Source organism: Mycolicibacterium aurum, assembly GCF_900637195.1.
GTDB lineage: Bacteria > Actinomycetota > Actinomycetes > Mycobacteriales > Mycobacteriaceae > Mycobacterium > Mycobacterium aurum.
The window spans coordinates 971742-996217 of the sequence record NZ_LR134356.1; the positions used below are offsets into that span (position 1 = coordinate 971742).

The window sequence follows — 24476 nt, forward strand, 5'->3', positions numbered from 1 at the left end:
TATGGACGCCACCCCGGGCGGCTTTTAATGTGCTTGCAAGCCAACACATTTTGTATCAAAGACATTTGTAACAATAAACCCCGGGATGGCCCCACATGACCCTGATCACCCAGAGCGTGATCTCCGTCGAGGAACTGGACGCGACGCTCGACGACCCCAAGCTGGCGGTCATCGAAGTGCACGCCGCGGCTCCCGACGGCCCAGTGATCCCCGGTGCTCGCCCGGTGTTCTGGAAGGACCTCGCCTGGCACCCGCTGGAACGCGAACTGGCCACCGGCGCCGAACTGTCGGAGCGTCTGTTCGCGCTGGGCGCCGGCGAGGGATCCCGGATCGTGCTCGCCGGTGACCCCACCCAGTTCGCGGCATATGTGCTGTGGACACTGCGGGTTCGCGGCTACACCGACGTCGCCTACCTGGACGGCGGACTGGAGGCATGGCGGGCCGGCGGGTTGCGCACCGGCGGCACCGTCGAGCGGACCGCACCCGAAGCGCGGCTGCCGGTCCCCGAACCCACCGAGGCCGACGAACGCCTGCGGATCGGACGGGATGACGTCCGCGCCCTGCTGGGCCGCGACGACGTCGTGATCCTGGACTACCGCACCCCCCAGGAGTACAGCGGCGCGCGTGTCAGCGGCCCGAACGCCCCGATCGACCACGGTGCCGAGCGGCACGGCCGCATCCCCGGTGCGAAGCACCTGTTCTTCCGCGACCTGCTCGACGAGTACGGCCGGCTGCGTGAGCGGGCCGAGCTCCAGCATCTGGTGGACGAGAAGGTAGGCGACACAGCGGCTCTCATCGTCAACTACTGCCGGCTGTCGCACCGGTCCACACTCGGGTGGATCGCGCTGTCTGAAGTGCTGGGCTACGACAACGTGCGCGTGTACGACGGCTCATGGACCGAATGGGGGAGCATCGTCGGCTTCCCGGTAGAGAGGTAGAGAACGATGACTTTCCCACATGATTCGATCACGTTAAATCTCAACCTGATTCCGGGCGGCGTGTTCCCGGGCGCCTGGCGCGCCGGCCACGGTGACGCCCAGCAGTACAGCAGCCTCGAGCACTACATCGAGGTTGCCAAGATCGCCGAGCGAGGCCTCTTTGACGCCGTGTTCCTCGCCGACACCCCGGTGTGGCGTTACCGCGGCGAGTACCGACCCTTCCGCGGTCTCGACCCGACGCTCGCGTTCGCCGCCGTCGCGCAACACACCAGCCACATCGGCCTGGTCGCCACCGGATCCAGCTCGTACAACTCGGCCTACAATCTGGCGCGCCGTATCTCGACGCTGGACCACATCAGCAATGGTCGCGCCGCATGGAACATCGTCGCCACCAACGGCGACGACGTGGCGCGCAACTTCGGCCGTGAGCACGGACTCGACCACGATGCCCGCTATCAGCGCGCTCACGAGTTCGTCGAGGCCGTCATCGCGCTGTGGGACGGCTGGGCCGACGATGCATGGGTGGCCGACCGGGAGACCGGTACCTACGTCGACGAAGCGCGGATTCGCGCCGTCGACTACACCGGCGAGCACGTGAAAACCTCAGGCCCACTGCCGCTTCCACGCTCACCGCAGGGCCATCCGGTTCTGGTGCAGGCCGGGTCCTCGCCGGACGGCATCGGCCTGGCATCGCGGTTCGCGGACGCCGTCTACACCGTGCAGCCGACCATCGAATCAGCGATCGCGTTCCGCAACACCGTCCGCGAACGCGCCGCCGGCTGGGGCCGCAACCCCGACACCATCCGCGTGCTCCCCGGCCTCATCACGCTGGTCGCTCCCACCGAGGCCGAGGCCCGCAAGCGCGAGATCGAACTGCGGGAGTTGCACACCGAGCGCTTCGCCATCAACGCGCTGGCCCTGCAGATCGGTGTGCCGGTAGAAGCTCTGGATCTGGACAAGGAACTACCGTGGGACCTCGTTCCCGCGGACGGCGAACTCGGCGCCTCCGGCGGGCATTTCGCCGCGCTGATCGGCACCGCCCGGCGCGAGAAGTTCACCGTGCGCGAGATCATCGCCCGCCAGGGCGGTGGTCTGACCCACGTCACCGCGATCGGCTCACCCGAACAGGTCGCCGACCAGATCGAGACCTGGGTGCAGGCCGGGGCTTCCGACGGCTTCAACATCATGTCGGCCCAATTACCCGATGTGGCGACCGAATTCGTCGACCACGTGGTGCCGCTGCTGCAGCGCAAGGGCATCTTCCGCACCGAGTACCCGGGCACGACGCTGCGCGACACCCTCGGGCTCGAGCGTCCCGGCGACGGATTCGACGACCATGTCCACACCAAGAGCCTGCATACGGTAGGGGAGGCAGCGTTCGGCTGACCGGCCGACTGCGCAAATCTATGACCGTCCTCGAGACCTCGCACACCAGCCTGCCCGGCGCGGACGCCGCGGTGGCCCAGGATTCTGGGCGCACCGCGCCGCCGCGGCAGGTGGGCCGCTGGGCAGGTGTCGCCTTCCAGGCCCGCTACATCGGCGAGAAGCTCTTCGCTGCCGTGGTGGTGCTGTGGTTGGCGGCGTCGGCGGCGTTCCTGGCCGTACATCTGTCTCCGGGTGACCCGGTCACGCTGCTGATGGGGGAATTCGACACACCGGAGCTGAGAGCCACCATCGAGGCGCAGTGGGGTCTGGACAAGTCACTGTTCGCGCAGTACATCGACTTCCTCGCCCGACTGGTGCACGGCGACTTCGGGATGTCGTATGTGCAGCGAGTTCCGGTGAGTGACATCCTGTTCAGCCACCGCCTGGTCGCCAGCGCACAGCTCACGACCGCGGCCACGCTGATCGCGGTCGTCGTCGCCGTAGTCGTCGCGGTCACCACGGCGGGCCGCAAGGGCATCGGCACCCGGATCACCTACCTCGGTGAGCTGACCTTCGCCTCGATCCCGACGTTCTGGCTGGGCATCGTCTTCATCACCGTGCTGTCGTTCCAGCTGGGCCTGCTGCCCGTGGTCGGCGGCAGCAAGCTGGAGAACCTCATCCTGCCGAGCCTCACGCTGGGGCTGCCCTTGGCGGCGGTGCTGTCGCAGGTGCTACGGGAGGGGATCGAGCGTTCACTGGAGCAGCCCTACGCCGTCACGGCTCTGTCCCGCGGAATCTCGCCGTGGCAGCTCAAGATCCGGCACGGGTTGCGGCACGCCCTGATCCCGGCTGCCACCCTGGCCGGTTGGTCGGTGGGCGGCATGCTCACCGGCACGGTCATCGTCGAGCAGGTCTTCGGCCGACCGGGCATCGGTCAGGCCACAGTGGTCGCCGTCACCCGACAGGACGTCCCGGTGGTTCTCGGCATCACGTTGCTGGCAGTCGCCCTGTACGTGGCCGTCAACACCGTGGTCGACATCGTCTACCTGTGGATCGATCCGCGGATGCGGGTGCGCTAGATGGCAACGACTTTCGCGTTCCCCGGGCGCTCGCTGTCCTCGGGCCTGACACGCTTCCGGCACACCGGCCTGCTGATCGCTGCGTCCATCCTGGTGCTGCTCATGATCGCCGTGGTGTTCCCCGGGTTGTTCACCGGCCGCGACCCGCTGGCCAGCGACATGTCGAATGCCCTTGCCGCCCCCAGCTTCGAGCACATCTTCGGTACCGACCATCTCGGGCGCGACGTGTGGTCGCGCGTCGTGCACGGCGCCCGCTACTCGATTCTCATCGGCGTTGCTTCCACCGCGCTCGGCGTTGTGATCGGCGTGCTGTTCGGGCTGATCGCCGGCGTAGCGCATCGCCGCATCGACGAGGGTATCTCCCGCGTGTTCGACGCGGTCGGCGCGTTCCCCGACCTGCTGTTCGCGCTGATGCTCATCACGCTGACCGGCCCGGGCACCGGAAATGTCATCGCCGCCATCGCGATCGCGTCGGCACCCCGATACGGCCGTGTGGTGCGCGCCGAGACGCTGCGCGTGCGTGAGTCCGACTACGTCGCGCAGTCTCGGTTGGCCATCGCCTCCGCGGCTCGCCGCACCGTCCGCCACGTCCTCCCGAATGCTCTGGGCACGGTGCCGGTGCTCGCGACGCTGGGCATAGGCACCGCGATCATCGGTGCCGCCGGGCTGAGCTTCCTGGGCTTCGGGCCGACACCGCCGCTGCCCGAATGGGGCTCGATGCTGTCGGATGCGCGCCAGGACCTGCGGATTGCGTGGTGGGTCGGCTTCTTCCCCGGGTTGTTCATCACCATCACCGTGGTCAGTGTGTCGATCGTGGGCAGGAACCTGCAGCGTCGCTTCGAGCGGAGGGTGCAGCCATGACGGTGGCACCGACGGAGATCGCCGCACCACTCGACGGGCAGACCGGCGACGTCCTTATGGACGTCAAGGGCCTGACGGTGTCCTTCGACAGCGTGCGTGGAGCGGACGGCGACCCGGTCTCCGTCGTCTCCGACGTCGACTTCACGGTCCGGCGCGGGCGCATTCTCGCGATCGTCGGCGAGTCCGGCTCAGGCAAGTCGGTGACGGCTCGCACGCTGGTGGGACTCGCCGGTGACGGAAGCCGCGTCGAGGCAGCGACGTTCGAGGTCGGTGGCGTCGACACTCGGAACTTCGGGGAGAAAGACTGGCGCAGAGTGCGCGGCAGCCAGATCGGCTTCGTGCTGCAAGACGCGCTGACCTCGCTCGACCCACTGCGGACCGTGCAGGCCGAAGTATCCGAGGCGCTGCGCCTCCCCCGTCGACAACGCGTTGCCGCCGTCGAGGAGCTACTGGATTCGGTCGGCATACCCGATCCGGCGTATCGCAGGCGCAACTACCCGCATCAACTCTCCGGCGGGCTGCGGCAGCGTGCGCTGATCGCGTCGGCGCTGGCCGGACGACCCAACGTGCTGATCGCCGACGAGCCAACAACAGCGCTCGACGTCACCGTCCAGGCACGCATCCTGGCACTGCTGCGCGCACTGGCCGACGACGGTCGCGGCGTGCTGTTGATCAGCCACGACCTCGCCGTGGTGTCGAAGGTCGCTGACGACGTGGTGGTGATGCACAACGGCCGGATCGTCGAGCACGGCCCCGTCGCCGACGTGATCCACGACCCGAAGCACGACTACACGCGCAAGCTGGTCGCGGCGGTACCCGGACGCGACACCCGAGGGCGTCTGCTCAGCGACCCGGAAAAGGCAGCACCGCAGCCAGATTCGGTAGGGCCTGAGGTTGTCGCCGACATCGCAGGTGTCGGCAAGTTCTACCGGCAGGGCCGCCGTCACGAGTTCACCGCCGCCGAGCACGTCACGTTCGCGATCCGGCGCAGCGAGATCGTCGGCCTGGTGGGGGAGTCGGGCTCGGGAAAGTCGACGGTGGCGCGCATCGTCACCGGACTGCTGGCTCCCGACGCCGGACACGTCGAAATCGGCGGGCGCCGCTGGACGGGCCGACGCGGACACGAGCCGCCGCGGCTCGGCGCAGTCCAACTGGTGGCGCAGGACTCTGTCGGATCGTTCGACCCCCGGTACACGGTGCGCGAAATCATCGCCGAGACTGTCGCTCTGGGCCGTCAGGGCAAGACCGAACGCGATGCCCGCATCCGCGAACTCCTCGACCTCGTCCACCTGCCCGCCGCGGTGATCGACCGGCATCCGCGCTCGCTGTCCGGCGGACAGCGCCAGCGAGTGTCGATCGCGCGCGCTCTGGGCTCCGACCCCGAGCTGCTGGTCTGCGACGAGGCGGTGTCGGCGCTCGATGTCTCTATCCAGGCCCAGATACTCGACCTGCTACTGGAGATCCGTGCCATCCGAAAGACAGCGCTGCTGTTCATTTCTCATGACATCGGCGTGGTCCATCACATAGCCGACCGGGTTCTGGTCATGCACCGGGGCCGCGTCGTCGAAGAAGGCACCGCCGACGAGGTGTTCGACTCCCCGCGTGACCCGTACACGCAGGCCCTGCTACAGGCGGTGCCGACACTGTGAGCTGTCGCAGCTGACGCCCCGCTGACCCCCAATTCACACCATGACCGCACAAGGCGTGCGGCCTTCACACGAGATGGAACGAACGATATGACCCTCAACAGACCCATCCTGCGGTGGTTGACCCTCGCTGTGGCTGCACTCCTGATGCTGACCGCATGCGGCAGCGACTCCGGAAGCGGTTCAGGCAGTGGCGAACCCGTCAAGGGAGGTGCACTGACCGTCGCCCAGGCCGATTACCCCGAAGAGGGGATGAACCCCCACGTGCGTGGCTGCTGCACCGAGGTGCAGGTCCTGCGCAACGTCTACGACAGCCTCGTGTCGATCGACTACGACGAGTCGATCCACCCCTGGCTGGCCGAGAAGTGGGACCGCTCCCCGGACGGCCTGGTCTACACATTCACCCTCCGACAGGGCGTGAAGTTCACCGACGGTGAGCCGTTCAACGCGGCCGCGGTCAAGGCAAACTTCGACAAGATCATCACCGACAAGGAATACGCACCGTCGACCGCGAAGAGCACCTTCCAGACGCTCAAGGCGACCGAGGTCGTCGACGAGTACACCGTGCGCACCGTGCTGTCCGAGCCGACCGCCAACTGGCTGAATACCCTTGCGTCGCTGCAGGGCGGCCAGATCTCACCGAAGTCGCTGCAGAATCCCGATGTCGCCGCCGGTGGCGTCGGCATCGCGGGCACCGGTCCGTTCATCCTCACCGAGGTGGTCGAGGGCGCCGAGCTCCGGTTCACGCGCAACGAGGACTACAACTGGCCGTCGGCGCTGGCCAAGCACGAGGGCCCCGCGTATCTCGACGAGCTCATTGTCAAGATCGTCCCGGAGCCGAATGTGCGCGCAGGTCTGCTGAGTTCACGTGAGGTCGACGCGATCGCCCAGGTCGCGCCCGCCGACATCGCACAGTTCGACGGCGTCGACGGCTTCCAGTTCGAATGGAAACCGTCCAACGTCTCGCCGTACTCGCTGTACTTCAACGTCACCGGCGACAACACCAAGGACGTTCGGGTGCGTCGTGCGCTGCGAGAAGCCGTCGACCTGAACCCGATCATCGACACCGTGCTGCAGGGCAGCTCGGAGCGGGCATGGGGCATCGTCGGACCGCAGAGTCCCTACTACGACCCCAAGTTCGAGAACGCCTACGGCGGCAACGTCGAACTGGCCAACCAGCTTCTCGACGAGGCCGGCTGGACCGGACGTGACAGCGACGGTTACCGCACCAATGCGGCCGGGCAGCGTCTCGTCATCCGGTTGATCGCCACCGAGCCCAAGCCGCCGCTGTCCACCGTGCTTGAGGCCTACCAGGCCGAGCTGCGCACCAACGCAGGCGTCGAGGTCGATCTGCAGTTCCGTGACGAGGGCACCGTCGACGTGGTCCGCGAGACCAACGCCTACGAAGCATTCCCGCGCGCTGTCGGCGGTGTTGACATCGGTGTGGTGCTGGAGAAGATCTACGAGACCGGCGGCGCGATCAACGGGCCCAAGCTGGAGGACCCACAGGTCGACGGATGGCTGGCCGATGGCCGCACCGCTCTCGACGAGCAGGACCGGAAGGCGGCCTACGACAAGGTTGCCCAGTTCGCACTGATCGACGACGTGACGACGCTGCCGCTGTACACGGAGCGCTACAACGCGGCAGCCACCAGCCGGGTCAACGAGATCGAGCGCTGGCTCGACGCACCGCGAGGCATGGTGAACTTCTGGGCCTACGACACGTGGCTCGGCGATGACTCCGCCACCTAACCCCTCCGACGTTGAGACTGCGACCAGGGTGCCGAATTCACGGCATTCTTCGCCACCAGCGCAGTCTCAACGCACGGTACCCGAGTTCGGGATCTTCTTCCGACTCAATGACACCGAGGCAGACCCGGTCCGGCAGTACCACGACGGTCTCGACCTGATCTCCTACGCCGAGGAACTCGGGTTGTCGACGGCGTGGATCACCTCGCACCACTTCCGGTCGGACAAGGGCACCATCGCCTCACCGTTGGTGTTCCTGGCCGCGGCGAGTCAGCGCACGAGTCGCATCAAGCTCGGCGCAGGCGTCGTCGTCATCACGTTGGAGAACCCGATCCGGGTCGCCGAAGACGCCGTGATCGCCGACGCGCTGTCGAATGGCAGACTGCAGCTGGGTCTCGGTTCCGGCCTTGAGGATTGGGCGTTCGGTCCGTTCGGTGTCGACTGGGATGACCGGCTGCGGGTGTATGCGCACAAGGTGGCGCGGCTGCGATCGGTACTCAACGGCGACGACCTCGGCGGTGGCCGCACGCTGTATCCGCCCGCGGGAAACTTGCGGCAGCGGCTGTGGCGGGTGGCCAGCGATCCGGCGCACGCCGAGGAGATCGGCCGGGTCGGGGACAACCTGCTGTTGCGGTCGTCGAAGGCGCTGACGTTCGAGGGCAATCTGGCCCGCCACAGCGAGGCGATCGATGCGTTCCGGTCCCATGCCGGTCCGCACCAGCGCATCGCCGCGTCGCGTACCGTGATAGTCGCCGAGACGGTCGCGAAAGCCCGGGAGCTGGCCGGGCAGCACGCGATCGACCTGCACCTCAAGCATGGTAACGGCGAGCCCTGGTACGGCGACCCGGAGCTGGTGCGCGACCGGCTGCGTCACGATCCCGAACTCGACCACGTCGACGAGGTGCTGTTGCAGGTCGCGCCGGCCAAGCTGACGTTGGCGCAGTGGAAGGCAAGCCTGGCGTTGACCGTGTCGGAAGTGCTTGAGCCCGTGCGCAAAGAAGGGCGCGAGTATGCCCGAATCTCGTGACGCAGGGTTGATCCTCAACCTCAACCTGCTTCCCGGCGGTACCGCCAAGGGATCGTGGCGGCTCGACGACCGCGATCCGTCGTGGTTCGTGTCCCACCACCATTACGTCGAGGCCGCGCAAATCGCGGAGCGGGGGAAGTTCCAGGCAGTGTTCCTCGCCGACACCCCGGCATGGGACGACGCGTACTGGCACCATCCGTGGCGGGCGCTGACGCCGTTCATCGCACTGACCGCCATCGCCGCGCGCACCGACCGGGTCGGACTGATCGGCACCGCGTCGACGTCCTACAACGACCCGTTCAACCTGGCTCGCCAGGTCGCATCCCTGGACCTGGTGAGTGACGGCCGCGCCGCGTGGAACTACGTCGTCACCGCAGGGGACCGTCCGGCCCGCAATTTCTCGCGGGCGCAGGCGGATCCGAAGGACGAGCGGTACGCACGCGCGGAAGAGTTCGTCGACGCCGTGGTCGCGCTGTGGGAGGCGTGGGAGCCCGATCCGATTGCCGGGGACCGCACCGTCGGTGACTATCTACGGCCCGGTGCCATCCGACCCGCGGCGTTCGCGGGGGAGCGCATCCAAGTGGCCGGTGAACCGTTGGTCCCGCCGTCGCCTCAGGGACGTCCGCTGCTCGTACAGGCGGGCGCCTCGGAGCGGGGTATCGCACTGGCCGCCCGCACTGCCGACGCGGTGTACACCCACCAGACCGAGATCGACGATGGTGTCGTCTACCGGAACCTGTTGCGGGGCAAAGCTGCCAACGCCGGGCGTGACCCCCACACACTGAAAGTGCTGCCGGGATTCTTCGTGGTGATCGGGGACACTGAGACCGCCGCGCGGCAACGTCACCAGGAACTCACCGAGGCGACACCCGATGCGGTGCGGCTGTCCTTCTTCGCGCGGCAGCTCGGCATCCCGGTGTCGGAGTTCCACATCGACCGTCCGCTGCCATTCGACCTCATCGCCAAGGCCGAGATCAGCCGGACCGCGGCCAGCGAGCTCGACCGGCTACTCGACGCGGCGGCACGGGACAACCTCACCGCCCGTGAGGTCCTGGCATTGCGGCACAACGGGACACAGCACGTGTCGGTGATCGGGACACCCGAACAGGTGGCCGACACGATCACCGCGTGGTACCTGGCGGGCGCCGCCGACGGGTTCAACCTGCACGTCGCCAGCTCGCCGAGCGTGCTTACCGATTTCGTCGATCACGTGGTGCCGCTGCTGCAGGCCGGCGGGGTGTTCCACCACGACTATGAAGGAACCACTCTGCGTGAGCACTACGGTCTTGCCCCGCACCGGTTGTCTGCGGGCGTACTGAGTTCATGACGGGCAGCCTGCGCGATCGGGGGCGACGGTGACCGAGCACATCGACGCCGCGTGGCTCGCGCAGCGACTTCGCGCCACCTCGTCGAAAGACCTGGGGCATGGGCTGACCCGACTCATCGACGGTGGCGAGTTGACACCGGGTGCACACCTGCCCACGATCCGGGATTTCGCCAGGGCCGCCGGGGTCAGTCCGGGAACGGTGATGACGGCGTGGAGCCGCGTCCGTGACTCCGGGCGGCTGCACACCCGTCGCCGCGGAGGCACTGTCGTAGCGGATCCGTACCGCCCGGCGCCCGCGTCGCCGAACGGTCACGTGGACTGGCCCCAGATCGAGATCTCCTTGGTGACGCCCGATCCCGCGCTGCAGCCCGACCTCGGTGCGGCTCTCGCCGACGCGCTGACCGGCACCGCCGACCTGCACAATCCCTCGCGGGCGTACATCACCGACCGGTTGCGGCGCAGTGTGGAACACAGCTGGCCGTTCGCCGCGCAGGCCTGGAACTGCGTCGGCGGAGGCAGCGAAGCGGTCGCGCTCGCCACCGCCGCGGCCGCATCCGGCGGGTCCGTCGGCGTCGAGGAGCCCGTCAGCCCTGGTTATCTCGATCTCCTGCGTCAACTCGGTATAACGGCGGTGGGCGTACGCGCCGACCACAGCGGACCGACCGTCGCCTCGGTGACAGACGCCGTACGCCGGGGTGTCACCGCGCTGGTACTGCAGCCGAGCGGGGCGTACGCGATGAGCGGTGCGTTGACCGCGGAACGGGCCCGCGAACTGGCCGACGCGGTGGGGCCCGACACGTGGGTGGTCGAAGACGACAGTGCCGGACCACTCGCATCCGCTGAGCCGGCCTCGCTGGGTGCTCATCATCCCGACCGCGTCGTGCGGATCCGCAGCTACTGCAAAGCTTTCGGCATCGACCTGCGCACGGCCGTGCTCGGGGGTAGTGCCGAGCTCATCGACCGAACCGTACGGCTGCGTAGCTTCGGGATGGCCTCCAACAGCCGAGTGCTGCAGAACGCGCTGGCACATTTGATCGACGACCCGGACACCCAGGATGCGATGATCCGGGCCCGTGGCCGCTACGGCCTGCGGCGGCGGGCGGTGCTGAGCGCGTTCACCCGGGTGGGCCTGCGTGCGTCCGCCAGCCCGGACGGTTTCGTCGTCTGGGTACGGGTGCCGGACGAGACGTCGGCGCTCATCAACCTCGCCAGGCACGGGATCGTCGCAGCGGCGGGAGCGAAGTCGTTCGTCACCACTACCGAAGGTCTGCTGCGGTTCTCGATCCTGCAGCTGCCCGAGGACTCCGACCACCTCGATCGCCTCGCCGAGGCGGTCTGTGCCGCGGTCAACTCGGCCGACCGCGAGTACTTCGACTGACCTTCATGGCGACTTCGGCGTGCCAGGTGGCGCCAGCGGCAACCCGGCACGCCGAAATCATGGGGCTTCTTGGAGGTCGAGCACCGGGGTGGGACGGGTGAAGCCGCGGGTCACACCCAGTAGCCAGACGAAGCCGACGGCCAGCCAGATCAGGCCGATCACCAGGGTCATGCCCGACAGACTGGTCCACAGCCACACCGTCAGCAGGAAGCCGATAGCGGGTGCGATCAGGTTGAGCACGACGTTGCTGCGGTCCTTCAGGTCGATGAAGTAGTGCTTGATCACCGACAGGTTCACCACCGAGAATGCCACCAGCGCACCGAAACTGACCAGCGACGCCAGTGTGGCCAGATCGATCACGATGGCCAGGAGCGAAATCACGCTGACGACGAGGATCGCGTACACCGGTGTGCTGTACTTGACCGAGACGTGCCCGAACAGCTTGCGCGGCAGGACACCGTCGCGGCCCATCGCGAAGAGGATGCGGGCCACCGAGGCCTGCGATGTGAGCGCCGAGCCGGTCGCGCCCGCCACATATGCGGCGGTGAAGAAGATGTTGAGGAACGAGCCACCGGCGGCGACCATGACGTCGAGTGAGCCGGAGTCGACGTCGGCGAACTCGTTGGACGGGAAGACCAGCTGCGAGACGTAGGACAGCAGGATGAAGATGATGCCAGAGACGATGGTGGCGATCATGATGGCCTGCGGCACCGTACGTCTGGCGTCCTTGGCTTCCTCGGACAGCGTGGACACCGCGTCGAAGCCGAGGAAGGACAGGCACAGGATGGCCGCGCCTGCGAGCACCGGGCTCATGCCGGGTGCGCTGCCGTCGCCGGTGAACGGCGCCAGCAGATCGATGGTGCCGTAACCGGAGAACTTGACCACCGCGAGGACGACGAAGACCGCGATGAAGATCGCCTGGATGGCGATGATCAGGAAGTTGGCGCGTGCCACCGACACGATGCCGACGATGTTGAGCACCGTCACGATCGCGATGGTGACCAGGATGATCACCCATTCGGGCAGCGCGGGCACCGCGGCATTGAGGTAGAGGCCGATGACGAGATAGTTGAGCATCGGCAGGAACAGGTAGTCCAGCATCAGCGACCACCCGGCCAGGAAGCCGGCCGGAGCCCCGAACGTGCGCTGCGTGTAGGTGTAGGCCGACCCGGCCACCGGGATCGCCGCGGCCATCCGGGCATAGGACAGCGCGGTGAACACCATCGCGATCAGCGTGACGATGTAGGCCAACGGAAGGCGGCCACCGGAGGTCTCGGTGACGATGCCGTAAGTGGTGAACACCGTCAGCGGCACCATGTACACCAGACCGAACAACACCAGCGACGGCAGGCCCAACGCCCGCTTGAGATGACCCGTGTCGGTGTCTGCGAGGAATCGAGAGCTCTCAGAGGTCACGGTCAGCCTTTCGATTCGAGGTACATCTGCTCACCACGCAGATAGGTGGCCCGGACGCCTACCGCGGGCAGGTCCAGGGGTGGAGTGGAGCGAGGATCACGTGGCAGCCAGACCATGTCGGCGCTGGCTCCGGGTGCCAGCACCCCCCAGACGCCCTCGGCGAAGGCCTGATTCGCCACGCCCGCCGTGTAGGAGGACAGCGCGCGCTCGGGAGGCAGCACCTCGTGCGGGGTCCATCCGCCCTCGGGGGTGCCGTCGGAGGTGCGGCGCGACGTCGCGACCGCGATCCCGTCCAGCGGTGCACCCGAGGAGACAGGCCAATCCGAGCCGAAGGCCAGCGGCGCGCCGGAGGTGTCCAGCGTGTTGATCGGGTACTGCTTGTCGGCGCGGTCGGTGCCGAGCCGCGGGATGGTGAGCACAGTCATCAGCGCGTCCAGCTGAGCCCACAGCGGCTGCATGTTCGGGATGACCCCGAGAGCGGCGAAGCGCGCCAGGTCGTCGTCGTCGACGAGCTGGCAGTGCGCGATGACCGGTCGTCTGTCGCGCGAGCCGTTCTGTGCCACAACGTATTCGATCGCATCCAAGGCCTGGCGGACCGCGGCGTCACCGATGGCGTGGATGTGGATCTGCAAACCCAGTTCGTCGACCTGGCGGGCTGCCTCGGCGAGGGTGTCACCTTCCCAGTTCCGCATGCCAAGGTTGCCCCCCGAGTCGCTTCGCTCCTGCCCTCCGGAATGGCTGTGCAGGCCCGAACAGTACGGCGCCAGCAGCGCCCCGGTCTCGTTCTCGACGACGCCGTCGGCGAAGAACTTCACCGTCCGCGCGGTCAGCAGCGGGTTGCCCGCGTCCTCGACGAGACGGCGTTGCTCGGCGAATTGCGTGATCTGACTGTCGAAGTGGCGCGGATCGGCGTACAGCGCCAGATTGAACCGCATGCGCAGCGCGTCGCGGCGGGCCGCCTCGACGTAGGTGGCGACGTCGGCGGGCTCGACCCACGCGTCCTGCACCCACGTGACGCCACGGGCGAGGTAGTAGTCGGCGGCGGTGCCGAGGGCGTCGATGCGCAGCTGCTCGTCGCGGGGTGGCATCACGTTCATCACCAGGTCGACGGCGCCCCATTCGCGCAGCGTGCCGAGCACCGAGCCGTCGTCGCGGTGCGGGATGGAGCCGAGCACCGGGTCCGGGGTGTCGGCGGTGATCCCGGCCCGCTCCAGCGCCACCGAGTTGCACCACACCGTGTGGTAGTCCCACGCCCGCAGCACCACCGGCCGGTCCGGCACCGCGGCGTCGAGCCACCGGGCGTCGAACAGGCCGCCTTCGGCCAGGCTTCCGTCGTAGGAGGCCCCGACGATCCACTCCTCGTCAGGGTTCTCGTCGGCGAAACGCTTGACGGCGAGCACGATCTCGTCCACCGACGCGCACCCGCGCACCGCGGGACCGACCGCCTCCAGCCCCCCGTACAGGGGATGGGCATGGCCGTCGCCGAACGACGGCATCAGGAAGCCGCCGCCCAGGTCCACGGTCGTCGCGTCGTGTCCGCGCGCGTCGTCGCCGATCGCGGCGACCACACCGTCGACGACGAGCAGTGCGTCCGTCTCGTCCCGGCCGGTCCAGATCACGCCGCCGGTGAACAGAGTCGAGCTCATTTGACCACCGCCGTGGCGCCGTGGCCGGTGCCGTACGGTGCCTGTGTGTCAACGGGTTTCGTCAACGCTCCGTAGGTGTCAGGGCGGCGGGTGAGCAGGAACGGGAACAGCTCCAGCCAGTCCCGTCGCTGGTCGAGATCAAGATCGGCCACCAGCACCGCCTCCTCATCGCGTGGCGCCTGGATCAGCACGCGCCCGTAGGGATCTGAGATGAACGACGACCCGTAGAACGTGACGGCCCCCTCGTCGCCGACCCGGTTGGGCACGATCATGAACACGCCACTGGAGATGCCGTTGGCGACGATGACCTGCTGCCACAGCGGGCGGGTGTCGAAGTCGGGAAACACCGGCTCGGAGCCGATGGCGGTCGGGTAGACCACGATCTCGGCGCCGCCCAGGGAGTAGCTACGCGCCACCTCGGGAAACCACTCGTCCCAGCAGGTCGGCAGTCCGATGCGAGCGTCGAGCCCCTCGGGTGCATACACCGGGTAGGGATCGTCGGCGGGACCGGGCCGGAAGTAGGTGTCCTCGTAGTAACCCGCCGAGATCGGAATGTGCAGCTTGTGTGTCTTGGCTACCAATTCGCCTGCGGGAGAGACCAATATCGCCGTGTTCAGTCCGAGACCGTCGGGCCCGGGGGAGCGTTGGTAGAGCGAGGCGTGCACGAAGATGCCGTTCGCGGTGGCGGATTCGGCCGCGAGCGCGAAGGTGGGACCGTCGGTCAGATCCTCGGCGAGCGCGCCGGGATTGTCGCCGCCCGGCTGATCAGCCGGGTACCGCAGCAGCGTGATCTCGGGCAGGAACACGGCCGTCGCCCCGGCGGCGGCGGCCTGGTCGATCCCCGACCGCAGGACCTGCGCCAGCTCCGCGGCGTCGGCGCGCCATCGGTGCTGGACCACGCCGACGCGCAACGGCGGACGCGCAGACTCCGTCGAGCGCGACAGTGGCGGCGCGGCGGGGGCCGTGAGAACGATCATCCAGCTCCTAAAACGAATGAAGTTCGTTTATTGTGAACTGACTCACCCAGCACCGCAAGAGGGGAAGCAGGGGATGGGCCGACCGTCGAAGCCACTGCTGTCGGTCGACCTGATCGCGCAGGCGGCCCTGGACCTCGTGCGCAGCACAGGCGGATTCACGATGCCGGGGGTCGCGCGCAAGCTGCGGGTGCAGCCGTCGTCGCTGTACAACCACGTGTCCGGGCGCGACGCGATCGTCGAGTTGCTGCGCGAGCGCGCCATGTCGGAGGTGCAGCTTCCCGCCGACGATCCGGACCTGCCGTGGCGTGACGTCGTGGCCGGCATCGCGCGTTCCTACCGGTCCAGCTTCGCGCGTTACCCCCAGCTGATCCCGCTGCTCACCGAGTACGCCGTCAACAGCCCGCAGGCCCTGACGATGTACAACGCGCTGGCCGTGACGTTGCGCCGGGCGGGCTTCAGCCCGGCGGACACCCTGCGGTCGATCACGCTGGTGGACAGCTTCGTGCTGGGCGCAGCGCTCGACGTGGCCGCGCCGGACGAGCCGTGGCGCACCCGCGACGAGGTCGGCCCCGAGCTGGCGGCGGCACTCGCGACCGGTGCGCCCAAACCGCAGCGCGCCGACGACGCCTTCGAGTACGGGCTGGCGGTACTGCTGCGGGGTCTGGAGCCGTGACGGGCTAGAGCTGGACGCCGCGGGTGAGCGCGCCGTCGACGAGGAGGTTGGTGCCGGTGATGAAGCTGGCGGCGGAACTGGACAGGAACACCACCGCGTTGGCGACCTCCTGCGGCGTCGCCATCCGGCCCGTCGGGTTCAGCGCCAGCGCCTGGGCGAACAGTTCCGGGTTGTTCTCCTCGATCGACGGCCACACCCCGCCGGGGAAGTAGGTGTTGCCGGGGCTGACGGTGTTCGCCCGAACCCCTTGCGCCGCATATTTGTACGCGACTCCCTGGGTGTAGTGGGTGATCGCGGCCTTCATGGTGCCGTAGGGTCCTGCCGCGAAATCGATCTCACGGCCCGACACGCTGGAGATCGTCACGATCGATCCGCTGCCCGCGGCGAGCAGATGCGGAAGTGCGGCGTCGACCAGGCTGACGGTGCCCAGCAGGTCGACCTCGAACGTGGTGCGCCAGTTCTCTGCTGTCTCGGGGATGGCCAGCGCACTGACGTTGGCGACCACGCCGTCGAGCCCGCCGAGCGATTCCGCAGCCGAGGCCACCCACGCGGTCACCGCGTCGGCGTCGCCCACGTCGACGGCGGTGCCGAGCGCGGCCGCGCCACCGGCGGTCAGTTCCGTCTGCGCCTGCGTCACCGCTTCGGCGGTGCGCGCGCAGTAGGCGACCGCGGCGCCCTCGGCGAGAAGTCCCTCCACCACGGCGCGGCCGATGCCACGGGTGCCGCCGGTGACGGCGAAGCGCTTACCTGTCAGTCCAAGGTCCATGGCCGTCATCCTGCTCGGAATCCGGCCGATGCGCGACCCGATGGGGCACGACGTGGTGAGTCAGTACGAGATGGAGCCGAGAGATCTTGCTGCCGAACGCAATTCCGCATGCATGCCCGCATAGGCCGGGGCGGCGGGCAGCAGCCGCTTGTCGATCTTGGTCACCGCGCTGTAGTTGGTGTCCACGACGTTGGCGATCGGAGTCAGCGAGATCTGGGTGAGCAGCTGATAGGCGTCGAGCCGGTCGAGGCCGTACAACTCGCCCAGCCAGGTGATCATCTCGACCTGACCGGCACGCCATGCCTCCTCCAGCGGACGCCCCGAACCCACGCACATCAGATGGGTGTCGGTTTCCAGGCGGGGCCACGTCGGGCCACCGCCCTTGATCAGGTCGACGATCACGGTGACGTGCATCGCGCCCTCGACAGCGGTCCCGCACGACTCGCCCTCACCCTGGCGGTAGTGCCCGTCGCCGAGGGAGAACAGCGCGCCGGGCACGTTGACCCGCAGGAAGCACGTGGCACCGGCCGCCATCTCCGGGGTGTCCATGTTGCCGCCGAACGCGTCGGGCACCAAGGAGGTCCGCACCTCGCGGCGCTTGGGGGCCACGCCGATGGTGCCCAGCATCGGATTGGCGGGCAACGCCAGGCTGAAGTCGCTGCCCTGCGCGCGAAACGCCACTGTCTTTGCCGCAGAATCGTATTCGTAGATGTAGGTGCGCTCGGGAAGCGGGTCCTGCAGCGTGGGGCTGGCAGGCACACTCGTCAGCCCGCCGAAGAACGGGATCAGGGTGGAGGCACCCCAGCTGCGGGCCGGCGTGAGGTCGACCAGGTGGACGGCCAGCGTGTCACCGGGTTCGGCGCCGTCGATCCAGAACGGCCCGGTCTGCGGGTTCAGGTCCTCGGTGTCCAGTGCGGAGGTGGCGACGTCGGCGGCGCTGGTGATCCGCCCGCCGTAGGCGTCCTCGGTCCACAGGGTCAGCACGGTCGACGGCCGGATCCGCATGACCGGCTCCGCGCCGCCGAAGGTGAAGGCGAACTGTTCGGGCGTCGGGATGAAGGTGACGTGGTCCATGCGGCCATCCTCGTCCGGTCGCGTCGCGACTGCAGCGTGCGCCGCGAAATAGCATTCCGGGTCGTGATCGGAGGCCGATCCACAGCCCGGAATGATATTTCGCGGCGGGGGGGCCGACCTACGATGGCGGGATGGGTGAGGACGACCTGAGCGGCGAACGCGATTTCAACCAGCGCAACATCGACGAGTTCCGCGCCAACGGCGGCAAGGTCGGCGGCCAGTTCGAGGGATTCCCGCTGCTGCTGCTGACCTCGACGGGAGCCAAGAGCGGTCAGCCCCGCGTGACCCCGACCGCGTACTTCGAGATCGACGGGCGGATCTACATCGTGGGCTCGGCCGCAGGCCGCGACAGCGATCCGGCGTGGGCGTTCAACCTGCGCGCCCACCCCGAGGCCAGCGTGGAGATCGGCACCGACCCGCCTCGGCCCGTCGCCGCTCGGGAGCTGCCGCGCGCCGAACGGGACGCGATCTATCCCGCCGTCGTCGAGCAGGCGCCGGGCTTCGCCGAGTACGAGAAGCGCACCGACCGCGTCATCCCCGTGTTCGAGCTGGTGCCGGCCTAGGGAACGTGACCACCGAGGACGCACAGGTGCGTGCAATCCGCAGCGGTGGCTGAGCACGGATTGTTCGAAGTAGGCGCCATCGGCCCAAAAATTTGCGATCGTGTCAATAGACGTATCGCAGCAAAGGGGCTGGGGCCATGCTCAGACAACTCTTCCCGCTGATGGCCGCAGGGCTGCTGATAGTTTCCTGCGCAAGCTCGCAACAGCCACCAGCCGAGGCCCCCGACGCCTCGACGGCGGATGGCGGCCCGCCGTCGGGCAAGGTCGACGCCGAACAGGATCCTGACCCGGTTCCCGAGGGTGGCGGTTCGATGATCGTGACCTATCAGGACGCGACCACTCCCGAGGCGATCGCCGGGCGCGACCTGATGCAGGGCAATGAGCTGCTCGAGGACTTCGCCGACGACATCAACCAGACGCTGAATCTCCCGTACGACATCCAGTTGCACGGCACGCAATGCGATCAGGCGAACGCGTTCTGGAGCGAGAGCGAGAACACGATCACCATCTGCTACGAAGACGCATCCAACAGTCAGCGAATCTTCACCGAGGCGGGGGACCCCGATCCCGACGCCGCGGCGATCAACGCGGAGTACGCGACCTTCTATCACGAGGTCGGCCACATGGCGATCAGCGTGTACGACCTGCCGGTCACCGGGCGCGAAGAGGATGTCGCCGATCAACTGGCCGCCTACATCCTGCTGACGCCGGGCGACGACGGTCAGAGCGATCCGGAGTCGGTGCAGGCGGTGAAGGACTTCGCGCGGGTGTTCAACGCGTCGGGGGCAGAAACCACGGAGGTGGACCCCGGCGCACTCGCCGACGAGCACTCGCTGGACATGCAGCGCGTGTACAACCTGGACTGCTGGATCTACGGGTCGAACCCCGACGCCAACGCCGACCTGGTCACCAGCGGGCAGCTGCCCGAGGACCGTGCGGACGGATGCCAGGCGGAGTGGGAACAGCTCGACAACGCGTGGTCGACACTGCTGGACCCGTACTTCAAGTAGCGACTAGCCGGCCGGCGCCGGCGCTGGTGCCGGCAGCGCGCCCGGGACGGGTGGCGGTGGTGGTGGCGGCGGGAGCGGGGGCGTCGTCAACAGCCGCACGATGTCGGGCTTCATCGCCTGCAGCTGCGCACCCCAGTAACCCCAGCTGTGGGTTCCGTTGGGCGGGAAATTGAAGACGGCGTTGCGGCCACCCGCGGCCAGGTACTTGTCGCGGAACTCTTTGTTGGTGCTCAGCGTGATGGTCTCCAGAGAGCCGGCACTGACATTGATGCCGAGGTCGGTGCCGGTGTCGAGATCGGACGCGATGCCGTTGCCGCAATACACCCACAGCGCAGTGCGGTTGGCGACGAGCCGGTTGATGTTGAGCATCGGGTCGGCGCGCCGCCACGCCGGCGAGCCCGACGGTCCCCACATGTCGAACGAGTCGTACCCGCCGGCGTCCTGCATCGCGATGTCGATGAGCGGCGGCCACAGCTTCTGCGACGGTGCCAGGTATCCCGACAGCGAAGCCGCGAACTTGTACTGGCGTGGGTAGTACGCCGCCATCGTCAGCGCCGCACTGCCCGACATCGACAAGCCGACAACGGCATTGCCGAACGGGTCCTGGCCGCGGTTGGCAGCCAGCCAGGTCGGAAGTTCGTTGGTGAGGAACGTCTCCCACTTGTAGGTGAGCGTGCCGTTGCGCCCCTTGGCGGGCCGGTACCAGTCGGCGTAGAAACTCGACTGGCCGCCGACGGGCATGATCACCGAGACGCCGGACTCGTGGAACCACTCGAACGCCGCGGTGTTGATGTCCCACCCGTTGAAGTCGTCCTGGGCGCGCAGGCCGTCGAGCAGCAGCACCGAATGCGGCCCGCCACCCTGGAATTCGACCCGGATGTTGCGTCCCATCGACGGGGACGGCACATCGAGCTGCTCGATCGGCAGGCCCTCGCGGGAGAAGGCCTGCGCGGGCGGGTCACCACCGACCGTCACGAGACCGGCGGCCAGGAGCACCGCAACGGCGATCCGGCTGCCGGCGCGGGCGAGTCGCTGCGAGAGGGACGTCACTTGCGCGAAGTTAACAGCGCTGCGGGCCGGGTCCGAGGGGCGCGCGGGGCAGTGACCGGGTTGTTATCGAGACGTTGCCGTGGCGATTCGAGCGCGCCCGATTCACCGAAAGGCGGCGGCCAGCGGCGATGGAGAGGACGGAGTCAGCGGGGTGGTGAGCATGACGGGCGCCTGCGCCATGAATCGCGGTGTCACGCCTCGGTGTTCGTCAGCCGCATGCACGGTGAACGGGTGCACGATGTACATGTCGCCAGGGGAGCCGGTGGCGTGGCGGACGGGCCGCCGGGAGCTCGCCGCGGCGACCAGGGCGGCGGCTTCGGCGGCGTCGAGCGCGCGCTCGTCGAGGGTGGCCGCGGTGTCGCGGTGCGAGCCCACCCTAATCCGGGTCGGCGCGTCATCGATCGTCACCTCGGACAGCAGGGTCAACAGCAGCACAGTGTGCGGCCGGCCGGTCACCGCCCAGGAGCCGTCGGGACACGGCGTGTTGAGATCGACGTGCCAGCCCCGATCGTCGACAGACGAGGGCAGCGGAAACCGGACCGGGATGTTGCCCAGTGATCCGCGCGGCAGCCAGGCGCCGGCACCGCAGATCTGATCCAGTGCGTCAGCAAGCCGCCGACTGGCCGCGATCTCGCCGAGCGGCCCGTCGCCGCTGAGGTCGGCAGCCCACAGCACCGGCTGTGTCCACGAGGCCGGGTCGTCCGACGACAAACCCAGTTGCTTCCACAGCATCGCGCGCGCCGCGTCGGCAACATCCCTCCGCACAGCGTGGTCGACTTTGAGGTATCCGTCGCGGACGAAGGCATCGATGTCGACCATGACGTCAGCGTGGCACAGATATGACGCTGCCCACCAATGGTTTTCGGGCAGAAATACCGACGGGCACGGTGTCGACCGCCGCAGCGGCCTGCACCGTGCCCGCAGGAGGTTCCGTCAGGTGTCAGGAGCTCGAGGCGGTGCCGCCGTCATTGCCGTCGTTGCCCTGGTTGCCGTCCGCGGCGCCACCGCGGCCGCCGGCGCCGCCGTTGCCACCGGTGCCGGCCTTGCCCGCACCCGGGGTCGCGTTGCCGCCGTTGCCGCCGTTGCCACCGATGCCGGTGCCCTCGGTGACGGCCGAACCGCCGTCGCCACCGGTGCCGCCGTTGCCGCCACGAGCGATTCCGCCGGAGGCGTTTCCGCCGTTGCGTCCCACGCCGCCGTTGCCGCCGATGGAGCCGCCGTCGCCGCCGTTGCCACCGCGGCCGCCGGTGGTGTTGCCGCCTTCGGTCGACGTCGCGCTGCCGCCGACGCCACCGCGGCCGCCGAGACCGGTGAGCTCGGCGCTGCCGCCGGAGCCCGCAGAGCCGCCCGTGGCGGTGCCCGCTTCCGAGGTGGCGGAACCGCCGCCGCCACCGTTGGCGGCGCGGGAGGCCAGGCGATCGCCGCCGTTGCCGCCGTTGCCGCCCACCGCTTTACCTTCCTGGTAGGCCGTGGCATTGCCGCCCTTGCCGCCGTTTCCGCTCAGATCGGGCGTGGCCCCACCGGAGACGAGGCCGTAGCCGCCGCTGCCGCCGCTGCCGCCGGTGGCGGTCTGCGAGGAGGTGCCGCCCGTCCCGTCCGCCGCACCGACCGTGGCCGCGCCGCCTGCGCCGCCCGCACCGGGGCCGAGTGCAACACCGGAATCGTCACCGGGCAAAGGCAATCCGATGTTCGCGGTGCCGCCGGTGCCACCTGCGCCGCCGGTGGCATTGCCGAACAGCGACGACGCAGCTCCGCCGGCCCCGCCGTTGCCGGCCAGGCTCGGGAAGAGGCCGGCGCCGTTGCCGCCCCGGCCGCCGGCAGCGCCGAGCGCATTGGCGTTGGCGCCCGCTGCGCTGGTGTTGTAGTCGTTACCGCCCGCTCCACCTGCACCGCCACTGCCACCGAAGAGGCCTGCGTTGCCGCCGTTGCCGCCCGCCGTCGCGGCGGAGAGCAGGGTCCCGTCCTCGTTGTACACGGCGTCCTTGCCGATGGCGCCCGCGCCGCCGCTGCCCCAGAGCAGGCCGCCGTTGCCGCCGTTGCACGCCGCACCTTCGCAACCTTCAACGGCGTCAAGGCCATTGCCGATCAGCCAGCCACCGTCGCCGATCATGGGCCGCAGGGCAATCGGGGCGGCGAGGCTCTGGACGTTCTGCTCGGATGCGCTGGTCTGGCCTCCGCAGCCGATGAGCGCGGTGGGTACGCACTGCTCGCTGGCGACCAGTTTGATCTCGGCGCCGTAGGCCGGAGTCGCCGTCGGTTCCTGGGTCGCGATGGCAGTCGCAACCAGCGCGCCGAGCCCGACCATTGCCGCGCCTGCGACCCCTGTGGTGACGTGCCGGTGTACGGAACGCACTGTCGCAGTGCGTGGTCCGGACTTCGCGTACATAAATTCCCCTTGCTCATACTGGCCTGGTCATGTGGTCAGGCGCGGTTCCTTGGCGTTTCCTGAGAAAGCAGGATCAGTGTTGGGTGGGCGGTGTCGGCGGTCAATGCCTACGTCTGAGGCTTCCGGGCCGATTTGCGGGCACACTGAGCAGGACCGTGCTGACGGTTACGTTAAAAGCACCAGGTCAGACCGTTGCAGATTCCGGCAGAAGGTGCCTGAACAGCGGAATCGGCACCCGGAAAAAATATTTCTCGGGGAAAGTTCCCGCGCGCCGCTCGAACTGCCACTGCCGGAAAGAGATTGCGAGCCGGGCGGCCTACCGCTGCCGCCCGAAGCTGAATCCCACGCAGGCGATCGCCGCGCAGCACACCATCACGGCGCCCAGCGGAGCCGCGGTATGTTCCCCGCCCAGGCTGACCAAGGGCGACACCGTTGCCGCAAGCAGGAACTGTGTGGCGCCCAGAACCGCCGATGCAGTGCCCGCGGCGCGCGGTGCAGCCGACAACGCCAGCGCGGTGGTGTTGCCGAAGACCAGTCCCATGCCCGCCACGGCGACGAACAGCGGCAGCGCCAGCCAGCCCACCGGGACGCCGAGGACTGCGAGCGCCAGCACGGCAACGCCTGCGGCCAGTATCGCGGCCAATCCGACGCCGGCGACAGCGCGAGGCTCGCGGTGCGACGTGAGCCGGGCACTGAGTGCGCTCATCAGTAGTAGCCCCGACGCATTGACCCCGAACATCGCACCGTACTGCGCAGACGACAGGCCCATCATCGTCTGGTAGATGAACGGTGACGCCGAGATGTAGGCCATCATCACTGCGAACGCGAAGCCGAACGCGATCAGGTGGCCGATGTACGTGCGGTGCAGCAGGTCCCGCAAAGGTGAACCCGTGGTGGACTTTTCGGCACGCAGCCGGGCGCGGCGCTCTTCGGTGTGCGTTTCGCGAATGACCACCAGTGTCGCGACGAGCATGGCGACGACCAGCACGAGGATCACCGCGAGCGCGCCCCGCCAGCCGAGGGGGCCGACCAGGAACCCGCCCGCCAAGGGTGCGGCGATCGGAGCCACGCCACCGACGATCATCATCAGGCTGAAGGCCCGGGCCGCCGCACGTCCGGTGGCCAGATCGGAGATGATGGCGCGCCCGATGACCATGCCGGCCGCTCCGGTGAGCCCCTGCGCCAGGCGTGCTCCGACGAGCACCTCGATCGACGGAGCGAGGACCGCCACCACGCTCGCGGCCACGCAGACCGTGGCGCCGATCACGAGCGGCCTCACCCGGCCGAAGCGGTCTGACAGAGGTCCGAAGACGAGCTGGCCGGCGGCCAGGCCGAGGAGGAACGCCGTCAGTGTCAGCTGCACGTTGGTGGGCGAGGTGTGCAGGTCGTCGACCATCCGGGGGAACGCGGGCAGGTACAGATCGGTGGCGAACGGCGCCACCGCGGACAGCAGTGCCAGCGTCACGAGCAGCCCGAGTGTGATCCGGGGTGCGGACTCGGGCCGGGTCCGGGCGTCGACAGCTGAGGTCATGGGAAACTCCGAAG

The 24476-nt window shown here is 68.4% G+C and carries 21 protein-coding genes; 12 read left to right on the forward strand and 9 right to left on the reverse strand.

The genetic code is table 11. The annotated features are described in order from the left end of the window. The first annotated feature begins 95 nt into the window (after positions 1-95). The 9 genes from EL337_RS04695 to EL337_RS04735 all read left to right on the forward strand — a co-directional run bounded on the left by EL337_RS04695 (position 96) and on the right by EL337_RS04735 (position 11370). Positions 96-938 (forward strand): sulfurtransferase, encoded by an 843-nt coding sequence (locus EL337_RS04695; protein WP_048634108.1) that lies wholly within the window; start codon positions 96-98, stop codon positions 936-938. Between the two features lie 6 nt (positions 939-944). Next, positions 945-2324: an NtaA/DmoA family FMN-dependent monooxygenase gene (locus EL337_RS04700; RefSeq protein ID WP_048634109.1), complete on the forward strand. Its 1380-nt coding sequence runs from the start codon at positions 945-947 to the stop codon at positions 2322-2324. 20 nt (positions 2325-2344) lie between these two features. Further along, on the forward strand, positions 2345-3382 hold the full coding sequence (locus EL337_RS04705) for an ABC transporter permease (RefSeq protein WP_053086856.1): 1038 nt from the start codon (positions 2345-2347) through the stop codon (positions 3380-3382). Next, positions 3383-4243, forward strand: coding sequence for an ABC transporter permease (locus EL337_RS04710; RefSeq protein ID WP_053086857.1), 861 nt, complete (start codon positions 3383-3385; stop codon positions 4241-4243). It begins immediately after the preceding gene. Continuing rightward, positions 4240-5892 (forward strand): dipeptide ABC transporter ATP-binding protein, encoded by a 1653-nt coding sequence (locus EL337_RS04715; protein WP_083443192.1) that lies wholly within the window; start codon positions 4240-4242, stop codon positions 5890-5892. The genes EL337_RS04710 and EL337_RS04715 overlap by 4 nt, the downstream gene beginning before the upstream one ends. 87 nt (positions 5893-5979) lie before the next feature. Beyond that, the gene (locus tag EL337_RS04720) at positions 5980-7641 is read left to right on the forward strand and encodes an ABC transporter substrate-binding protein (RefSeq protein ID WP_048634110.1); all 1662 of its coding nucleotides are present in this window, start codon (positions 5980-5982) and stop codon (positions 7639-7641) included. 28 nt (positions 7642-7669) lie between these two features. Beyond that, on the forward strand, positions 7670-8665 hold the full coding sequence (locus tag EL337_RS04725) for an LLM class flavin-dependent oxidoreductase (protein WP_048634111.1): 996 nt from the start codon (positions 7670-7672) through the stop codon (positions 8663-8665). Beyond that, entirely contained in the window at positions 8649-9992 is a 1344-nt protein-coding gene (locus tag EL337_RS04730) for an NtaA/DmoA family FMN-dependent monooxygenase (RefSeq protein WP_048634112.1), read from the forward strand. The genes EL337_RS04725 and EL337_RS04730 overlap by 17 nt, the downstream gene beginning before the upstream one ends. Before the next feature lie 28 nt (positions 9993-10020). Continuing rightward, positions 10021-11370 carry an aminotransferase class I/II-fold pyridoxal phosphate-dependent enzyme gene (locus EL337_RS04735; protein WP_048634113.1) on the forward strand — a complete coding sequence of 450 codons (1350 nt, stop codon included), beginning with the start codon at positions 10021-10023 and terminating at the stop codon, positions 11368-11370. 57 nt (positions 11371-11427) lie between these two features. Here EL337_RS04735 and EL337_RS04740 read toward each other — a convergent pair whose 3' ends face one another. From EL337_RS04740 to EL337_RS04750, 3 genes are read right to left on the reverse strand one after another with little or no spacing between them, the layout of a single operon-like run. Further along, on the reverse strand, positions 11428-12786 hold the full coding sequence (locus EL337_RS04740; protein ID WP_109860187.1) for an APC family permease: 1359 nt from the start codon (positions 12784-12786) through the stop codon (positions 11428-11430). Positions 12787-12788: 2 nt separating this feature from the next. Continuing rightward, a complete protein-coding gene (locus EL337_RS04745; protein ID WP_048634115.1) occupies positions 12789-14432 on the reverse strand; it encodes an amidohydrolase in 1644 nt (547 codons plus the stop codon). Then, the gene (locus EL337_RS04750; RefSeq protein ID WP_048634116.1) at positions 14429-15409 is read right to left on the reverse strand and encodes a nitrilase-related carbon-nitrogen hydrolase; all 981 of its coding nucleotides are present in this window, start codon (positions 15407-15409) and stop codon (positions 14429-14431) included. Before EL337_RS04750 ends, EL337_RS04745 begins: the two co-directional genes overlap by 4 nt. A gap of 73 nt (positions 15410-15482) precedes the next feature. Between EL337_RS04750 and EL337_RS04755 the strand changes: the two genes are divergently transcribed. Further along, positions 15483-16082, forward strand: coding sequence for a TetR/AcrR family transcriptional regulator C-terminal domain-containing protein (locus tag EL337_RS04755; protein WP_048634117.1), 600 nt, complete (start codon positions 15483-15485; stop codon positions 16080-16082). Between the two features lie 4 nt (positions 16083-16086). Here EL337_RS04755 and EL337_RS04760 read toward each other — a convergent pair whose 3' ends face one another. Both EL337_RS04760 and EL337_RS04765 read right to left on the reverse strand, forming a co-directional pair. Further along, positions 16087-16848 carry an SDR family NAD(P)-dependent oxidoreductase gene (locus tag EL337_RS04760; protein ID WP_048634142.1) on the reverse strand — a complete coding sequence of 254 codons (762 nt, stop codon included), beginning with the start codon at positions 16846-16848 and terminating at the stop codon, positions 16087-16089. A 60-nt stretch (positions 16849-16908) separates the two neighbouring features. Then, a complete protein-coding gene (locus EL337_RS04765) occupies positions 16909-17922 on the reverse strand; it encodes an acetamidase/formamidase family protein (protein ID WP_048634118.1) in 1014 nt (337 codons plus the stop codon). A gap of 131 nt (positions 17923-18053) precedes the next feature. On the opposite strand from EL337_RS04765, the gene EL337_RS04770 reads away from it, so the two are divergent. Continuing rightward, entirely contained in the window at positions 18054-18485 is a 432-nt protein-coding gene (locus tag EL337_RS04770) for a nitroreductase family deazaflavin-dependent oxidoreductase (RefSeq protein WP_048634119.1), read from the forward strand. 137 nt (positions 18486-18622) lie between these two features. Continuing rightward, positions 18623-19495 carry a DUF4344 domain-containing metallopeptidase gene (locus EL337_RS04775; RefSeq protein ID WP_048634120.1) on the forward strand — a complete coding sequence of 291 codons (873 nt, stop codon included), beginning with the start codon at positions 18623-18625 and terminating at the stop codon, positions 19493-19495. Between the two features lie 3 nt (positions 19496-19498). Here the strand turns inward: EL337_RS04775 and EL337_RS04780 are convergent, their stop codons facing one another. The 4 genes from EL337_RS04780 to EL337_RS04795 form a co-directional block, all read right to left on the reverse strand. After that, entirely contained in the window at positions 19499-20545 is a 1047-nt protein-coding gene (locus tag EL337_RS04780) for an esterase family protein (protein ID WP_048634121.1), read from the reverse strand. A 102-nt stretch (positions 20546-20647) separates the two neighbouring features. After that, a complete protein-coding gene (locus EL337_RS04785; protein ID WP_048634122.1) occupies positions 20648-21364 on the reverse strand; it encodes a phytanoyl-CoA dioxygenase family protein in 717 nt (238 codons plus the stop codon). Between the two features lie 121 nt (positions 21365-21485). Then, the gene (locus tag EL337_RS29175; RefSeq protein WP_197724179.1) at positions 21486-22898 is read right to left on the reverse strand and encodes a hypothetical protein; all 1413 of its coding nucleotides are present in this window, start codon (positions 22896-22898) and stop codon (positions 21486-21488) included. Between the two features lie 349 nt (positions 22899-23247). Beyond that, positions 23248-24462: a multidrug effflux MFS transporter gene (locus EL337_RS04795; RefSeq protein ID WP_048634955.1), complete on the reverse strand. Its 1215-nt coding sequence runs from the start codon at positions 24460-24462 to the stop codon at positions 23248-23250. Positions 24463-24476 lie beyond the last annotated feature (14 nt).

Excerpts from the sequence above, each read along its gene's own strand:
- EL337_RS04695 (WP_048634108.1), top strand. The coding sequence starts at position 96 with ATGACCCTGATCACCCAGAGCGTGATCTCCGTCGAGGAACTGGACGCG.
- EL337_RS04700 (WP_048634109.1), top strand. The coding sequence starts at position 945 with ATGACTTTCCCACATGATTCGATCACGTTAAATCTCAACCTGATTCCG.
- EL337_RS04705 (WP_053086856.1), top strand. The coding sequence starts at position 2,345 with ATGACCGTCCTCGAGACCTCGCACACCAGCCTGCCCGGCGCGGACGCC.
- EL337_RS04710 (WP_053086857.1), top strand. The coding sequence starts at position 3,383 with ATGGCAACGACTTTCGCGTTCCCCGGGCGCTCGCTGTCCTCGGGCCTG.
- EL337_RS04715 (WP_083443192.1), top strand. The coding sequence starts at position 4,240 with ATGACGGTGGCACCGACGGAGATCGCCGCACCACTCGACGGGCAGACC.
- EL337_RS04720 (WP_048634110.1), top strand. The coding sequence starts at position 5,980 with ATGACCCTCAACAGACCCATCCTGCGGTGGTTGACCCTCGCTGTGGCT.
- EL337_RS04730 (WP_048634112.1), top strand. The coding sequence starts at position 8,649 with ATGCCCGAATCTCGTGACGCAGGGTTGATCCTCAACCTCAACCTGCTT.
- EL337_RS04745 (WP_048634115.1), bottom strand. The coding sequence starts at position 14,432 with ATGAGCTCGACTCTGTTCACCGGCGGCGTGATCTGGACCGGCCGGGAC.
- EL337_RS04750 (WP_048634116.1), bottom strand. The coding sequence starts at position 15,409 with ATGATCGTTCTCACGGCCCCCGCCGCGCCGCCACTGTCGCGCTCGACG.
- EL337_RS04755 (WP_048634117.1), top strand. The coding sequence starts at position 15,483 with ATGGGCCGACCGTCGAAGCCACTGCTGTCGGTCGACCTGATCGCGCAG.
- EL337_RS04760 (WP_048634142.1), bottom strand. The coding sequence starts at position 16,848 with ATGGACCTTGGACTGACAGGTAAGCGCTTCGCCGTCACCGGCGGCACC.
- EL337_RS04765 (WP_048634118.1), bottom strand. The coding sequence starts at position 17,922 with ATGGACCACGTCACCTTCATCCCGACGCCCGAACAGTTCGCCTTCACC.
- EL337_RS04770 (WP_048634119.1), top strand. The coding sequence starts at position 18,054 with ATGGGTGAGGACGACCTGAGCGGCGAACGCGATTTCAACCAGCGCAAC.
- EL337_RS04775 (WP_048634120.1), top strand. The coding sequence starts at position 18,623 with ATGCTCAGACAACTCTTCCCGCTGATGGCCGCAGGGCTGCTGATAGTT.
- EL337_RS04785 (WP_048634122.1), bottom strand. The coding sequence starts at position 21,364 with ATGGTCGACATCGATGCCTTCGTCCGCGACGGATACCTCAAAGTCGAC.
- EL337_RS04795 (WP_048634955.1), bottom strand. The coding sequence starts at position 24,462 with ATGACCTCAGCTGTCGACGCCCGGACCCGGCCCGAGTCCGCACCCCGG.